Here is a 14,759-nt window from a genome sequence, read left to right on the forward strand (position 1 = left end):
GTCGTTCCACCGGCATAAATTACACCTGCCTTGACTTTACGTATCTTCGAATAACCTACCTGAGGTTTTCCCCTCTTGTAATCTTAGTATCTGTGCCTGTAGATTCAGTTTCATTTGTCAAATAAGAACCATCCAACATAGGCCTGTTGTCAGATGCTTCTGCTGACATACCGGTACTTGTACTCAGCAGTAAACAGATGAGCATTGAAAATGCACAGATTATAGATATCGCTCGTTTCTGCATAATATTCTCCGCAGCTACCAACTCTTCTCATATATATAGACAACCGAACTTGCAAAACCTGTCGTTTTTTACGAAGAAAAATGCAAATTTTTTAAAATTTCTTCAAAATCTGCTTTTTCTATAGTCCCTATCAACCGATAATAAACTCCCTGATATTCAAATGTTGCTGAATATCTCTTTTTTTTACTCTCAGGTAATTCATATTCTGTAACTTCTGCTTTTAATTTTCCTTCTTCAAAATTATATCTGTTTGTAACATCATCTTCCAAATCTGCACCCATTAATTCTTCATGGTAAGCCAAACTCATTACGTAAGATATATTTGTATCACCACATTTATATAAAAATTGCGCCATTTGCATATCTTCATCAATTTCACAATATTCATATGTCATATCCTTATGTATTGCTATTATCCTCACTGGATCAAAACCAAGCTTATCCTTAACTAGTTGATAACTCTCTACCTCTTCACTATCCTTTGTATCTTTAGTCTCTTCTTTCGATACATTCACTCGTGAAGCATCTCTTCCACCAAATGTTCCTTCCACCATCTCCACGATTCTCTTCGGTCCACCTACTCCCGTTATCTCTATTCCTATCACAAGCACCAATACTGCTGCCGCAGCTGTGATCCGCTTCCAGTGATATCTTCTTTTTGCTCTGGGTTTTTCCTCTTCTTTCTCTTTTCTCCACTTCTGTAACTCTCTGCCCAGACGTAGTGCTTCCTGGTCTTCTTCTGACAAGCTCTCCATCGCCGAATCTTCCGAATCTGTATCTTCATGACCTGGAATCATCGCGTAAATTTTCCGATCCATTTCTTCACTCGGCTCCGCAGACATCGCCTCAGGATCCGCTTCCACCATTTTTATAATTTCTTCTGCGTCCTTATCGATTCCTTCCCATATTCTCTTTTCGTAATCGTTCAAATGCTCTTTCATAACTTCCTCTTTTCACTTGACCATCGCACTCCCCTCGTTTACAATTACTTTATTGATATTGATTGGAGGCGCACTATGAAACGTATTATCTTAACCGGCGGCGGCACTGCCGGGCACGTCACGCCGAACATTGCTCTGCTGCCGCGTCTCAAAGAACTGAACTATGATATTCACTATATCGGTTCATATAACGGAATTGAAAAGGAGCTGATCGAACAGCTCGGTATCCCATATCACGGGATCTCTTCCGGTAAGCTGAGACGTTATTTCAGTCTTCGTAACTTCACAGATCCTTTCCGTGTACTCAAGGGTTTCCGTGAAGCACATCGATTAATTAAATTACTAAAACCGGATGTAATCTTTTCCAAAGGCGGCTTCGTATCTGTTCCGGTCGTATTCGCCGGAAAGAAATGCAAGGTTCCAACGATCATTCATGAGTCCGATATGACTCCGGGACTTGCGAATAAGCTGTCTATTCCGTCAGCTACAAAAGTGTGCTGTAACTTCCCGGAAACAGTAGAATTACTTCCGGCAAGCAAAGCGGTACTGACTGGTTCTCCGATTCGACAGGAATTGCTGTCAGGAGACCGCCAGCATGCACTCGACTTTACAGGGCTGACAGACGGTAAGCCTGTAATTCTTATCATCGGTGGAAGCCTCGGCGCTGTAGCGGTAAATGAAGCTGTCCGTCGTATTCTTCCGGTATTATTAAAAGATTTTCAGGTTATTCATCTGTGTGGCAAAGGTAAGCTCGACCCTTCACTGAACGCATTGGATGGTTACGTACAGTATGAATACATCAAAGATGAACTGAAGGATCTCTTTGCATTATCAGATATTGTTATCTCACGTGCCGGAGCTAATGCAATCTGCGAACTGCTTGCACTGCGTAAGCCGAATCTTCTGATTCCACTTTCTGCCAATGCTAGCCGAGGAGACCAGATCCTGAATGCGCGTTCATTTGAACGTCAGGGATTCAGCGCCGTAATAGAAGAGGAAGAGATCACCAATGAGAAGCTTCTGGATACAATTCATGAGCTTTTCCAGAACCGTGATCGCTATATCTCAGCTATGAAGAGCTCTAACCAGCAGGATTCCATCGATACGATCATTGATCTGATCGAGTCTGTTGCACGTGCATAATTTTTTTAAACTGTAAAGATATTTTTATTGTATAAGTACAGAAAAGTGTCAGTCTGACACCTTTTTCTGTTAAGTATTAATGTGGTCAAACTCGACTTTATAATTTTTTCTGATCCAATCCTTGATTCTTGTCAACGTACTCATCACTGCATTCAAAGACATTCCCATACGGTCAGCTATCTCCTGTCTGGGCATCTCATTACAATATGCATATACTGCCAGATTATACCATTTCCGTTTTTTGGTCTTTAGCGCCGCCAATATCCTGCATGCACATTCGATTTTATCTTTCTCACGTAAAGTTCCAAAAAATTGTTCTTCCGGATCTTCTTCGTACCCAAGATAGTCTTCCATCGTTTCTTTCGCCCATAGCAGTCTTTCATAGCTTATATGTTTTACGTGATTCACCGCAACGTTCCTGGCTGTCGTCGCCAGCCAGCTCCGTACGTTTGTCACACGACCGGTTTCTGAAAAAATGTAATATCTGCCAAAGACCACCTGTGAAATGTCTTCTGCCTCTTCTCTATTGCAAATATAATGATACGCTATACGGAATACCATTTTATGATATTCCTCATATACAGCATCGAATCCATTCTTTTTTTCGGACTCTATTTCCACTATTAATTCCCTTATTTCTCATTGCTTTATAACATTGTCTACGAATATATTCCTATATTCCGCTATTCTGTCTCTTTTACCTTCTTCAGGACTTCATCTCTGACTTCATCCGTGAGTTCACCTGCATTCCACATTGGAAAAGCATTATCGCCTTCGTATCTCGGAATCAGATGCATATGGTAATGGAACACCGTCTGACCCGCAGGTTCCTCATTATTCTGAAGTACATTGAATCCATCACAGTTCAGTGCTTTCTTCATTCTTGTAACCATCTTCTTCGCAAGAATGATAGACTTTCCTGCCGTCTCCTCAGGAATCTCATACAGATTCGCATAATGCTCCTTCGGCAAGATCAAAGCATGTCCCTTTGTTGCCGGACCAAGATCCAGAATTACACGGAACTCTTCATCCTCATATAAGGTAGCAGATGGAATCTCTCCATTTGCAATCTTACAAAAAATACAATTACAGTCTTTCATAACAATTACCTTCTTTCCTTATATTTACGATTCGTCACTGTCTCCTCTATATTGTAATTCTATGATATCAGTATAACATCATAATTCCTCTTCATCAATATAGATTCCGTCCCAGTCCCCCCATCTCGGCCGCTTATGGCGATTTAAAAATTTCTTTACAGGATTCCAGAGATTGTCCGTCTCTTTCATAATTTTACTTCCCATCTCCTGCCTTGTGATCCAGTCATGTTCCTCTGTGTCATATGTATGTGTACTTTCTTGATACGCATCATCCTCTTTTGTATCCCATATCTCCGTTTGTGCTTTAGTAATTGCTTTGTCAACTTTTATATTTCTATTCTTTTCTTCTAATTCGCTTAGACTTTCTATGATTCCTGTAAGACTGTAATTTTCTCTCATTGTTTCTTTATGAAGCAAAAACGCAGTCTGGACACTGGCTATATTCTGATAATCAGTCCATTGTACAAAATATTCCATTAACTTATGAAAGCTTTCCCGAATCGTACCATCATACTGTGGCATATAACAAAAATAAAATTCACCGTTCTTTTCAAAAATCATTTCCGGTTCCAGCAGGATTCTATTTGAGTTCAGTAAATAACGTTCCACATCCCAAATTGTTTCCTGCATTTTCGATAGAAACTTTTTCATCTCTTCTTTAGTAATCTTGTCCTGCCGATATTTATTTTTCATTGATACCAGCCCCGTAATTTCATATTCGTATACGGTCATTTCTCCCTCACCGCGTATGGCAACAGGCAGCACTCCTTTTATCTGATTCATCTGCAGCATCCGTATCTGATAATCTGCTTCCGTAATGCCCGGAACACAAATGCGCAACAATGTTTTATTCAACTCGCTCTTTACTTCTGTATGTATTTCCATTTGTTCCTTCTTTCTAGTATCTTTTCAATCCTAATTTCCGATAACTTCTTATCTTTTCTTCTGGTTTTGTAATGCTTGAAGACTCCGCGACCGAAAGCTTCATACGACCTTTTGTTGCATCTGCTGTAACCGTAATCTGGTCTTTGTTAACTTTTGCATTTACACTTGGATTGCCAAATACAATACATTTTCCCCTGATCCGTTCTTCAAAAATTGTTGACACTACGGTTTCTGTTACTTCATCCTTTTCTCTGACCTTTGTTCCGGCAATTGCTGCCGTTTCGTGTGCGGCAGCCGCTGTAAGTGCCTTATCATGATAATAAAATATTCCCATAATGCTCAGAAAAAATATCATTAATATAAAAGGCACAATATATGCCATTTCTACTGTAAACATTCCATTCAATTCCATTGTTCTAATTTTTGCAAGTTTTCCTTCATTTTTGTATATTTTATAATTTCTTTTCATCCATACCTCGTTTTCTTATGCATTTGCAGCCATCATTATCTCCGCCAGCCATACGGCTATATATCCAACTGTAATAAGCGGAACCAGAGGTATTGACGTTCGCTTTTTGAATCGACTTCGCGCCAGTATAATCCCTGCTGCCACTGCAGTTAACATCCAGGTCATCACTAACAGTTCAAGCATATTCCAGATTCCCAGATACCCTCCCAGAATACACATCAACCAGCTGTCTCCATATCCCAGACCTTCTCGTGTTGCTTTACTGATTACGATAAAAAGTGATCCGATCACCAGACCTGCCAGATATGATTTCCATGCTCCGGAGTCCCCGGTAACCACAGCTATACCACTCTCAATTCCGGTTATTAAACCACAGCCTATAAGTGCAATCACAGATACTTTATGCTCCCGTACATCTTTATAAGCCATGAATACTAATGCCAGACATACCATCATTCTGCCAATAACCTGAAACCAACCGTATTCCATCAAATATATATTTATTTGCTGCATTTTGTGCATGCTCCTTTCCCTACTGCCTCTGATACAGGAATCGCATATACCGTTCGTTTAAGTCCACTACAGCTTAATGAATTATGATAACGGTTGCCATAGTCTGTCAGATATACCTGCGAAGCCGCACTTCCATGCACACATTTATCGCAGGGATGATATTTTTCCTGATCATTGTTACGCAGGTCATCCACCGTTCCTGCATTGACTGTTCGAATAGATAGTTCCAGATAATTACAATGATAATCCCGATGGTATACCATGCCTGTCTCCGTAATATACACGGTCTCATTATCCTCTTTATCCCAGAATGCCGACTGATAACCATTCCATCCTTTCATCCGCATAGTTTCTTTCATGTGAACCGACTTTGCTGCAAATACAGGTATCGGAAGCTTCACCTGATAAGTCACTTCCATTTCCAGAATGCCTGTCAACATCGACATACGTGAATTCTGACAGCTGATTCCACTGCTTCCATTTACGACAATACTTCGTTCCAATCGTTCACTGCCAATTGCCCTGACAATATCTGTCTCCAATACGGACGGTGAGACCATCTGTGTCAGATAGCAATCTTCTGCCGCGCGTTTTGCCGCATATTGCATTCCATTACGCACACTGGTGCGTATGGACATTACTTCCATCATGTAAAAAAGAGCTAAAACCGCCAGAAAAAACAATGGAATTGCAAATGCCGCCTCTATTGTAATAGATCCTTTTGTTGCCAAAAGGCAGAAGGATGTCCTCTGGTTTTCAGTTTGTTCATTTGTTTTTGTATTGTGATACGAGGGATTCACAGAGTAATTCATCATATGCCTTGAGGGAGGCATCATAGAGAGCATCTCCTTTCTATATATGCAAAAAAGATTGTTACTATATCCCAAAGGACATCCTTCTGCCTTTCAGCTATTGATAAGTATAATAAGTGTTAAATGTATAAGTGATTCCTCTTCGAAGCCGCACCGTCGAGGCCACTTCCATCCTGTAAACGCAATGATCTGCACGAAACCACGTAAGTCCCTTTTCGTTACGCATGCATAGTTCTATCAGATCCTCAGTCCGAAGGATCAGGTTGTTTTTGTTTTCCAGAAGAAGCAATCCTCGTAGATAGCCCTTATAATCCAGACCTTCTTCTGCATCCATTCCTTCTCCATGGTCATCCTCAGTCCCAAGTGTCATAAGCCCGGTAAGCGACAATTGCCATGTCTCCGTACTTTTTACTAATGGTACTTTCCCACCTTTCATAAGACTTCGAAGATCCATAACACTTTCCCCAAGTGCCCACGCTAACAGCAATGCCTGTGCTACCGCTTCACTTGCCACCGGAAGTGCAATCAAACTACATAATGTCAGAGCAAGACTCTGCGCCTCCGCCTGTTTTGCTGCGTCCTGCTGAAGGAACGCATAATTAGGCGCAAACCGAAGCATCAATAAACGTTTTAATACTGCATTCAGATTCTCCCGGTCACTGTTCTTCCCGGCAAGCAGATATTCCATTTCATACTTCAGTGTGCCATCTGCCCCATCTTCCTCCACTGCTGTATCAAAATGTTCTAAAAGATATTCATCCAACAATATCTTCGATAAAGACTCCTGTTTTGCCTTGTCACTGAAATCTCCATATCCACGCTGAAGGGTCCTTCCTGATGCCAAAGTATCGGACGTCACACTGGCATCAGATACTTCTTTCCCCTCTGGCATTACAAGTTCAGTCAATGGAGTAGATGCAACTCTCTGCATATTGGGAAGCGGATTATTCTCTGTCGGAAGTTCCTGTTCATTCTCCGACAGAATCCCCGCCAATTCTTCATTTACACGATCCTCCATCTTAACCGACTCTTCCGCTTCATCTGCCCGCTCTTTCCAGACATCCTCATCCTCACCGAAAGGATTCAACGAACTAAGACCATACTTACTTTTCATATATTTCGCTATCTGATCCTCTAATGCTGCGCCATTATAATCCGTCAACAATTGCACCCGTTTCATTGTCTGTTCCATGCCGGATGCTCCATAATAAGACAACCGGTCAAAAATTTTTTCTTCACTATAATCGCTGCTCTCATAAGAAGCATCCAGCACAAACAGATCAAACTCTTCCAGCATATCCCGCTGATATTCCGCAAATACTGATTCCATGGCACAGTTCATATCTGCTCTCCGATAACTTTTGGCAGATTGCAGGGACGCACTTTCCATCATGCTTCCGGTAAATCCAACCAGCAGCACAAAGATTAATGCCAGAAATGCTGTTACCTCACCACGTTTCTTTTCTGATTTATATGCCGGAACTTTCACTGGTAATTTTCTCAAATATCGTATTTACAAGACTGGTAAGCTGCGACTTAAAAATGATTACCAGACCAATCAACACAACAAGGATCAGAATAACTTCCACCACACCGATCCCCTTCTCATCGCACAGGATGTCCGTGATCCTCTTTTTTAATTGAAACCCCTTCCATCTCATTCGGTACAACTGTTTCTTTATCATACGTATTCTCCTTTCTTCACATCCAAGCTTCCTTGCCTCTAATCGTCTTTACATCTGGGTGTCCTTACATTTGAATAGATAAAAATGCCGGAACTATAACAATCAGAAGTACCGTCGAAAGCATCATAAACATTGGCAACAAAAGCTTAGTTCCTGCCTCTTCGCCTCTTTTCTTCGCAGTAGCTTTACATTCTTCAAATGCCTGATCGGCTTCTGCCCGAAGCAGTTCTGATAAACCTTTGCTTCCTTTTCGCAGATTCTGTGTAAGCAACGCAGCCAACTTCCGATATGCTTTTAACCCACATCTTTTCCCAAACTGTTCGTACGACTCCAACTCTGTTACTCCACTCTGCATCTCGTTGCATGTCTTCTCCATTTCTTCATAAGCAAAACGGATTCCCCGATAATTTTTCTGCTTCTCATAATCGGTTACAATCTTCTGCCAGGCACTTTTTACTGTGATTCCTGCTCCCAAAAGTAGCGTAAGTTTATCCGTTATCTCCGGATAATCTAACATCATCTGCTGCTTTGTCTCCTGATCTTCTTTTTGACGATTCTGTCGGTCTAATGCCAGCAACAGTATACATATCATCGGTCCTAACGCTAACACATACCATCCCCTGAGATTCTGAGGATTACGAAGCACTATCGTATTACCATCTATCTGTGTCGGAATCTTGAATTCTGACTTCTGCCTGGAGGACTCCTCCTGTTTTCTCAGCTCTTCTGTCACAAGCAAGACTGTTTTCTCATCATTATCATCTAGTGGCGGATATATTTTTACTGTCATTTCAGTTATCGCACGCTTCGTCTCATCCTGCTTATATATCAGGCAGGCTTTCAGGTTCACCAGAACTCCTTCCGGTTCTTTCATCAGATTTTCTTCATTCAGAACACCATATACGCTGATCACATCATAGCGATCAATCTCCCACTCTACGCGAACAGGAATGTCTGGAATTTCCTTGATCAAATTCAGATCATACCGCACATTGTCCAGATTTTTATTCTGTCCAAGGATTCGATCACCAAGGTTTTCTGTCTCCTGATCGAAGACTTTCTGAAGTTCTTCATCTGAATAATTCCTTTCCTGAACCGTAATCCTCACCTTGTCTTTCTGACGTATACCGTTTACTATCAATTGAAGTTCCTTTGTTATACTTCCATGTCCACTGCTTTCTCTGGGGATACTCGTCACCGATTTCGTTGCCTCTCTCTGATCTGTCACAAGCAGTATCACTGCCAATACGCAACTTCCAATGACGATTCCCAGCATCAGACTTCGATATTTACAATCTTTTCCCCAAGCAAATATGCGCCGAAATATATTGCCAGACATGCTGTCATCACTCCTATTCCTGTCGGATTCCCATATAGTATCTTCATAAATTCCGGAAAACTGAATTTCATATAAGCAATCATCACAAAGGGAATTACTGCCATGACTTTAAATTCGTATTTTCGTGCCGCAAGCATCGTCTCTATCTCAGCTCTTACCTCCAGCTTGTCCCGGATCTGTCCGGCTGTATTGCGAATAATACCAATCATATTGCCTCCGCTTCTTCTCGCCATAACAAATACATTTACAAAGTTCCTGACGTCCTCCTGCTCTACACGCTCTGCCCATTCTTCCAAAATCCGCTCTGCCGGGATCTGCAGATAAATCTGGCGAACCATATGCGTAAATTCTCTTTGTATGGTCGTATCCTCCTTATAAAGTATACTTAGATCCTTTTTTGTTTCTTTCATGGCATTTTCAATCGAATATCCTACCTGAAGTGATGCTGCAAGTGACTGTATTGCCTCCCGAAACTGCTCCTGAAATTCTCTTCGTTTCTGATTAATCTTATCCACTTCCCAGTGCAAAAAATACCAGACACCAACAGGTGTTAAAATGATAAATGCGATTTTTGATTCATAGAACAGATACGCCAAAAGCATTTGAAGTGACACAGTTTTGAATAATGCTGATGCATATTCAGAGCGTCTGATATCCTGCCGAAAATAACTTTTCCGTATTTGCAAGATCCTGAACTTTCTTCCACTTGCCAGCAATTCTTCCATGTTCTCTGCCTGTTTCTTCAAACTGGTACAAAATCCTTGTATCAATTTCTTCCCCGTTATAATCCATCACCTCTACAATCTCCAGAAGCTTTCTGCTTTTATCCCAAAGTCTTCCAATATGAATAATGATATCTATCGCCGATGCAATCTGTCTCTGAATAGCTGCCAGTGGTACGTCCATCCCCATAAGCACCATCGTTTCCAATCGCCTGAGCATGTCCTTTGGACTATCCGAATGCCCGGTACTCAAACTACCTTTATGTCCTGTTGACATTGCCTGAAGCATATCAATGGTCTCAGGTCCGCGGACCTCTCCGACAATGATGCGATTAGGACGCATACGAAGTGCCGAGCGTATCAGCTCACGAATTGTGATCTCACCAATGCCTTCCACATTGGCATTCCGGGCTTCGAGCCGCACAAGATTCGGAACATCCAGTATCTGCAATTCTGCGTTGTCCTCGATCGTAATGAGACGTTCTTCCTTTGGAATATACTGAGAGAGTGCATTCAAAAGTGTCGTCTTACCGGAGCCGGTTCCTCCGCTGATAAATATGTTATATCCGGACACAACCAGTTTTTTCAGCACTCCTGCTACTTCCTCGCTCAGAGCCTCCAATTCTACCAGCCTGTCCATCGTAATCTGTTCTTTCGGAAACTTACGGATCGTAACTACCGGTCCATTCAACGCCACCGGATACAGCACCACATTAACACGCGATCCGTCAGCAAGTCTGGTATCTACGATCGGCGATGCCTCATTTACCAGACGGTTCGTCCCAGCCACAATCTGCTGAATCACATCATCCAGTTTGTCTCGAGACACAAAATGCCTGTCCGTCAGATACAGCCGTCCATGCTTTTCTACAAATATATTCTGCACTCCATTGATCATAACCTCTGTAATCTCATCATCCTCAATCAACTCCTGCAGCAAATCCAACTTGCGAAACGCATTGAAAAGCTCCTTCCCAAGTCTTGCCTTTTCTTCCAACGGAATATATTCCACCGCACTTTCTTCTTCCAGCACACAAAATATCAGTTCCTGTAATTCTTCATCCTCTACTTCACGAGACAGATCCAGCCGCCCCAGTATTTTTGTTTTTAATGCTTCTTCTGACGTCACAGCGAATCATCCTTTCCCATAAACTGCCGTACCCATGTCGGCAAAGTGTTTCCTCGTACTGACAGAGCTTGGAAACAGCCAGCCTGTCTCCGGAAGTCATCATATAGACCTGGTCACAACTTTGTAAAATGTCAAAGATTCCCTGAATACAGTCACCTATATCCAGAATCAACACATCGTAAATACTTCGTTCCAATATTTCCCGAAGCAGCCATAGCCATTCCTCTGTTGTCACTGTTTTCAGATCCTCTGGGTATGTCACCGGAGGAATATAATCCATCCCAGACATCTGCTGTACCAACGTAGTTATTAAGAGTCCCGGATTACCGATCTCCTGTTTTGCATAATACAGAAGCATCGACAGATTCCTTTCCTTTTCGTCTGCAAAATGACCACCTATTCCGGCATATGGTTCCATATTCAGATACAGAACATTCGATTTCTTCGCAAGCTGTATACCATTCTTAATCGCCTGTGAGGTCTGTCCCAGTCTACGTATCGGACTATAATATCCGATCAGCTGACCTCTGTTCTTTTTTCTCACAGCCCACAGATCTCCCATTCCACTCGCAGTCAATCCATCAACCAGACAGGTATAGATGGCATCTGCTGACTGATAACGGTAGATCCGGGGCTTATGATCCGGAGGTGCACTTGTCTCAAAGACCGACAGATACATCACTTCCTGGATTGAATCCAATACTCCTTCCGTGAATTTCATATTTTCATCTGCCAGCAGAATATCAATCTTCGTATCCCGCCTCATTGACAGTACCTGCTCCGGGCTCTCACAGATCTTTACCTGTAATGACAGGTCTCTTTTCCCGCCAAGGTACTCGGCAAGACGAGCAGCATATTCCGTTTCTGCATCGCAAATGACTAAATTTTTTCCACTCACCATCATCCTCCCTCCTTGAATTAATTTACATAAAATATTTCTTTTTAGACTTTTCCTCCTTCTGTACTTTTCCATTTTTCAGTTACTTCTGTTTTGATTTCTGACCGACCTGATCAGATCACGAAACATAATCAGATTTTTCAACTAGATTCAACAACTCAGATACAAGTTTATGTAACTTGTAAGATGTATTATATTCTTACTTTTCGCAAAAGTCCACCACTTTTTTAAGAATATGTAAACATTGTATATTTTTCACAAAATGTGATATACAGAAATACCATAAAGCAACGCAACCCCAGGAATTCCAAGGGTTCCGCTTGTCAAAAAGCTAAAAAGATTCATTCCAACCGCAACATTTATCCCCCGATAAGCAAGAAATTCATTTACAAAGAAAATCATACATACACCGACAAATGCACGCACAAAAAAGTTTACAATAAATCCCGGACGTTTTTCAGACATATATCCTTCTCCATTTCTGTTTTTATTACAGATATATGCTTCCCCTACAAAAAAAAGAATGCATCCGCAGACACATTCTTTCTATCACATTCATTATTTACTTATAATTCTATCTCAATCTTTCTTCCCGACCGCTGATACTGATGGTATTTCACGCCCGCCGCATCAAACATCATCATAGACGCCTGCACCCTGCTACTGCCATCGTATTTGTTGCAGTCATAAATGACCTCTTTAATTCCGCTCTGAATAATTGCCTTGGCACATTCATTGCAAGGGAACAGAGATACATATAATTTCGAGCCTTCCAGACTTCCGCCACGATAATTCAGGATTGCATTCAATTCACTGTGCACCGTGTAGAAATACTTGGTCTTCAGATCATCTTCCCCTTCCCTGACCCATGGAAACATGTCATCAGAACAACCTATCGGGAATCCGTTATAGCCCATAGATAAAATCTTATTATCCTGACTGACAATACAGCATCCCACCTGTGTATTCGGATCTTTCGAACGACTAGCCGACAGCTTGGCAACTCCCATAAAGTACTCATCCCAGCTGATATAGTCTTCTCTTTTTGTACTCATTACGCACCTCCGTTATCTCTATGTTATCTATAATTTCCTCTATACAGGCTCTATACATGAATTACCTGATGACCTGCCGCCTTCAACAGCCGGTTCATGATTGCACTTCCAATGCCTTCTTCCTGAAATGCTTCACTATATATCACATTGACTCCGTCTGAATCAAATTCACGCAGAACGCCGAACAGACCTGCCGCTATCGTGCGTTCATCCGCCCTCGTTCCAATACACTTAACATCGCCTGCCAGATATTGTTCCATCGTCTCAGCCGTCGCGATAATCCCCGCCCGCATTCCATTTGCTACATGTTCTGCTGTCCGTTCATTAATATAGTTTACCACTGCGTCTGTGTCACCCTCTACAACCGTAAGCTGTGCCTTTGGTGCATAATGACGATACTTCATACCCGGAGCTTTTGGTACTTCTTTACTGTCCGGTTTGATCAATGTATGATCTACTGCAACCGTTCCAACTACACCCTCAAACATTTCTTTGGTAATTGCTCCCGGTCTCAAAATCATCGGTGGATCTACCGTCACATCCAGAATCGAAGATTCCACTCCGATATCCACCGGTCCACCATCCACAATCATATCAATCTTACCAGTCAGATCTTCTTCCACATGCTGTGCAGTCGTCGGGCTCGGTCTTCCTGAAGTATTAGCACTTGGTGCGGAAATGTATCCACCACCAGCCAAAATGAGATCTCTCGCTATCGGATGGTCTGGCATACGAACCGCCACGGTATCCAGTCCACCGGTTGTTCCATGCGGCACCAGGTCACTCTTCTGAAATATCATAGTAAGCGGTCCCGGCCAATATCTCTCTGCTACTTTTTTCGCTGCTTCCGGAATCTCTGTCACGATCTTCGGCAGATCCTTCATATCTGCAATATGCACAATCAGCGGATTGTCCGATGGTCTTCCTTTTGCGGCATAAGTCTTCATAGCAGCCTCTTCATCCAACGCATTGGCACCCAGTCCATATACTGTCTCTGTCGGGAATGCAACAAGTCCGCCTTTTTTCAAAATATCTCCAGCCTGGCAAATGATATCTGCTTCCGGATGTTCTTTATTTACTTTCTTAATTATTGTCTTCATTCGTTTCTCTCGCTTTCTTATCCCTCAGTATAACACGCTTTTTTTTATTTTTCCATATAAGCCTTTATTCCTGTTACAATCGCTTCTGCGACTTTTTTTTGATACTCATCCTGCTTTAACAATCCAGCCTCTTCTGTGTTGGTTAAGAATCCACACTCTACAATAATGGTAGGACTTTCCGTTCGTTTCAGCAGATAATATGTATCATTTGCTTTCGCCTTTCTATGATTCGTATCATCCAATACCAGCAAAGATTCCTGCATGATTTCTGCTGCCTTCTTTCCTTCCTCTGAATGCGTATAATAAAACACCTGTGCTCCTTTAATCTCTTCCTGTGGATAGCTGTTCTGATGAATGCTGACCGTCAGCAATGGTTTCTCTTTGTTAATCTGCTCTACTCTCATTTTCATATCACCGATTTTAGTTCTTTCTCCACTATCTTCTGAGAGCATCTCATCCTTTTCTCTGGTCATTACAACTTCAATTTTTTCCTTTTTCAATAACTCTTCCACATATTGCGCGATTGCCAGGTTCACTTCCTTTTCTTCCAATCCATTAATTCCGATCTTTCCGGGATCAGAACCCCCATGTGCTGATTGTAGTTTACGCAAATTGTGATATGTATTCCCCAGTATATATGGGGAGTTAGAAATGTATTGAGATTAGATAGCCTTTTTCTCCAAGTCCTCACAGTAAACGCTTGAAAATAAATGTTCCAGCTCAT

General features: G+C 41.9%; 18 protein-coding genes. 1 reads left to right on the plus strand and 17 read right to left on the minus strand.

From position 1 onward, the window contains the following. Positions 1 to 312 precede the first annotated feature (312 nt). Positions 313 to 1,185, minus strand: a complete 873-nt coding sequence (locus DXA18_RS06735; RefSeq protein WP_118383249.1) for a DUF4367 domain-containing protein — start codon at positions 1,183 to 1,185, stop codon at positions 313 to 315. Positions 1,186 to 1,260: 75 nt separating this feature from the next. Here DXA18_RS06735 and DXA18_RS06740 point away from each other — a divergent pair, with 75 nt between their 5' ends. Beyond that, positions 1,261 to 2,328 (plus strand): undecaprenyldiphospho-muramoylpentapeptide beta-N-acetylglucosaminyltransferase, encoded by a 1,068-nt coding sequence (locus DXA18_RS06740; protein WP_118383250.1) that lies wholly within the window; start codon positions 1,261 to 1,263, stop codon positions 2,326 to 2,328. A 69-nt stretch (positions 2,329 to 2,397) separates the two neighbouring features. Here DXA18_RS06740 and DXA18_RS06745 read toward each other — a convergent pair whose 3' ends face one another. From DXA18_RS06745 to DXA18_RS06820, 16 genes are all read right to left on the minus strand, one after another. Beyond that, positions 2,398 to 2,949, minus strand: a complete 552-nt coding sequence (locus DXA18_RS06745; RefSeq protein WP_118383251.1) for an RNA polymerase sigma factor — start codon at positions 2,947 to 2,949, stop codon at positions 2,398 to 2,400. Between the two features lie 62 nt (positions 2,950 to 3,011). Next, positions 3,012 to 3,428 (minus strand): HIT family protein, encoded by a 417-nt coding sequence (locus DXA18_RS06750; protein ID WP_118383252.1) that lies wholly within the window; start codon positions 3,426 to 3,428, stop codon positions 3,012 to 3,014. Between the two features lie 78 nt (positions 3,429 to 3,506). Continuing rightward, on the minus strand, positions 3,507 to 4,313 hold the full coding sequence (locus tag DXA18_RS06755; protein WP_243007058.1) for a DUF6382 domain-containing protein: 807 nt from the start codon (positions 4,311 to 4,313) through the stop codon (positions 3,507 to 3,509). A 13-nt stretch (positions 4,314 to 4,326) separates the two neighbouring features. After that, complete coding sequence (locus DXA18_RS06760) at positions 4,327 to 4,782, minus strand: TadE/TadG family type IV pilus assembly protein (RefSeq protein WP_118383253.1); 456 nt, start codon at positions 4,780 to 4,782, stop codon at positions 4,327 to 4,329. A 15-nt stretch (positions 4,783 to 4,797) separates the two neighbouring features. Then, positions 4,798 to 5,295: a prepilin peptidase gene (locus DXA18_RS06765; protein ID WP_158567102.1), complete on the minus strand. Its 498-nt coding sequence runs from the start codon at positions 5,293 to 5,295 to the stop codon at positions 4,798 to 4,800. After that, entirely contained in the window at positions 5,283 to 6,026 is a 744-nt protein-coding gene (locus tag DXA18_RS06770) for a TadE/TadG family type IV pilus assembly protein (protein WP_158567103.1), read from the minus strand. The genes DXA18_RS06765 and DXA18_RS06770 overlap by 13 nt, the downstream gene beginning before the upstream one ends. A 178-nt stretch (positions 6,027 to 6,204) precedes the next feature. Beyond that, entirely contained in the window at positions 6,205 to 7,596 is a 1,392-nt protein-coding gene (locus DXA18_RS06775; protein ID WP_118383256.1) for a DUF5702 domain-containing protein, read from the minus strand. Beyond that, entirely contained in the window at positions 7,577 to 7,768 is a 192-nt protein-coding gene (locus tag DXA18_RS06780) for a Flp1 family type IVb pilin (RefSeq protein ID WP_118383273.1), read from the minus strand. Before DXA18_RS06780 ends, DXA18_RS06775 begins: the two co-directional genes overlap by 20 nt. Before the next feature lie 88 nt (positions 7,769 to 7,856). Then, positions 7,857 to 9,131: a type II secretion system F family protein gene (locus DXA18_RS06785; RefSeq protein ID WP_118383257.1), complete on the minus strand. Its 1,275-nt coding sequence runs from the start codon at positions 9,129 to 9,131 to the stop codon at positions 7,857 to 7,859. Continuing rightward, positions 9,068 to 9,877 (minus strand): type II secretion system F family protein, encoded by an 810-nt coding sequence (locus DXA18_RS06790; RefSeq protein WP_243007059.1) that lies wholly within the window; start codon positions 9,875 to 9,877, stop codon positions 9,068 to 9,070. The genes DXA18_RS06785 and DXA18_RS06790 overlap by 64 nt, the downstream gene beginning before the upstream one ends. Beyond that, entirely contained in the window at positions 9,771 to 10,982 is a 1,212-nt protein-coding gene (locus tag DXA18_RS06795; protein ID WP_118383259.1) for a CpaF family protein, read from the minus strand. The genes DXA18_RS06790 and DXA18_RS06795 overlap by 107 nt, the downstream gene beginning before the upstream one ends. After that, a complete protein-coding gene (locus tag DXA18_RS06800; protein ID WP_147345581.1) occupies positions 10,924 to 11,886 on the minus strand; it encodes a hypothetical protein in 963 nt (320 codons plus the stop codon). The genes DXA18_RS06795 and DXA18_RS06800 overlap by 59 nt, the downstream gene beginning before the upstream one ends. A 249-nt stretch (positions 11,887 to 12,135) precedes the next feature. Then, positions 12,136 to 12,345 (minus strand): pro-sigmaK processing inhibitor BofA family protein, encoded by a 210-nt coding sequence (locus DXA18_RS06805; RefSeq protein ID WP_118383261.1) that lies wholly within the window; start codon positions 12,343 to 12,345, stop codon positions 12,136 to 12,138. A gap of 101 nt (positions 12,346 to 12,446) precedes the next feature. Next, positions 12,447 to 12,935: a deoxycytidylate deaminase gene (locus tag DXA18_RS06810; RefSeq protein ID WP_118383262.1), complete on the minus strand. Its 489-nt coding sequence runs from the start codon at positions 12,933 to 12,935 to the stop codon at positions 12,447 to 12,449. Between the two features lie 50 nt (positions 12,936 to 12,985). Then, entirely contained in the window at positions 12,986 to 14,035 is a 1,050-nt protein-coding gene (locus tag DXA18_RS06815; RefSeq protein WP_118383263.1) for an L-threonylcarbamoyladenylate synthase, read from the minus strand. Between the two features lie 44 nt (positions 14,036 to 14,079). Then, on the minus strand, positions 14,080 to 14,646 hold the full coding sequence (locus tag DXA18_RS06820) for an N-acetylmuramoyl-L-alanine amidase family protein (protein WP_278337064.1): 567 nt from the start codon (positions 14,644 to 14,646) through the stop codon (positions 14,080 to 14,082). Positions 14,647 to 14,759: the final 113 nt, after the last annotated feature.

Source organism: Dorea sp. AM58-8 (assembly GCF_003464045.1).
Classification (GTDB): domain Bacteria; phylum Bacillota; class Clostridia; order Lachnospirales; family Lachnospiraceae; genus Claveliimonas; species Claveliimonas ammoniilytica.

Excerpts from the sequence above, each read along its gene's own strand:
- DXA18_RS06760 (WP_118383253.1), bottom strand. The coding sequence starts at position 4,782 with ATGAAAAGAAATTATAAAATATACAAAAATGAAGGAAAACTTGCAAAA.
- DXA18_RS06755 (WP_243007058.1), bottom strand. The coding sequence starts at position 4,313 with ATGGAAATACATACAGAAGTAAAGAGCGAGTTGAATAAAACATTGTTG.
- DXA18_RS06740 (WP_118383250.1), top strand. The coding sequence starts at position 1,261 with ATGAAACGTATTATCTTAACCGGCGGCGGCACTGCCGGGCACGTCACG.
- DXA18_RS06780 (WP_118383273.1), bottom strand. The coding sequence starts at position 7,768 with ATGAGATGGAAGGGGTTTCAATTAAAAAAGAGGATCACGGACATCCTG.
- DXA18_RS06810 (WP_118383262.1), bottom strand. The coding sequence starts at position 12,935 with ATGAGTACAAAAAGAGAAGACTATATCAGCTGGGATGAGTACTTTATG.
- DXA18_RS06800 (WP_147345581.1), bottom strand. The coding sequence starts at position 11,886 with ATGATGGTGAGTGGAAAAAATTTAGTCATTTGCGATGCAGAAACGGAA.
- DXA18_RS06785 (WP_118383257.1), bottom strand. The coding sequence starts at position 9,131 with ATGTCTGGCAATATATTTCGGCGCATATTTGCTTGGGGAAAAGATTGT.
- DXA18_RS06750 (WP_118383252.1), bottom strand. The coding sequence starts at position 3,428 with ATGAAAGACTGTAATTGTATTTTTTGTAAGATTGCAAATGGAGAGATT.
- DXA18_RS06805 (WP_118383261.1), bottom strand. The coding sequence starts at position 12,345 with ATGTCTGAAAAACGTCCGGGATTTATTGTAAACTTTTTTGTGCGTGCA.
- DXA18_RS06815 (WP_118383263.1), bottom strand. The coding sequence starts at position 14,035 with ATGAAGACAATAATTAAGAAAGTAAATAAAGAACATCCGGAAGCAGAT.
- DXA18_RS06765 (WP_158567102.1), bottom strand. The coding sequence starts at position 5,295 with ATGCAGCAAATAAATATATATTTGATGGAATACGGTTGGTTTCAGGTT.
- DXA18_RS06735 (WP_118383249.1), bottom strand. The coding sequence starts at position 1,185 with ATGAAAGAGCATTTGAACGATTACGAAAAGAGAATATGGGAAGGAATC.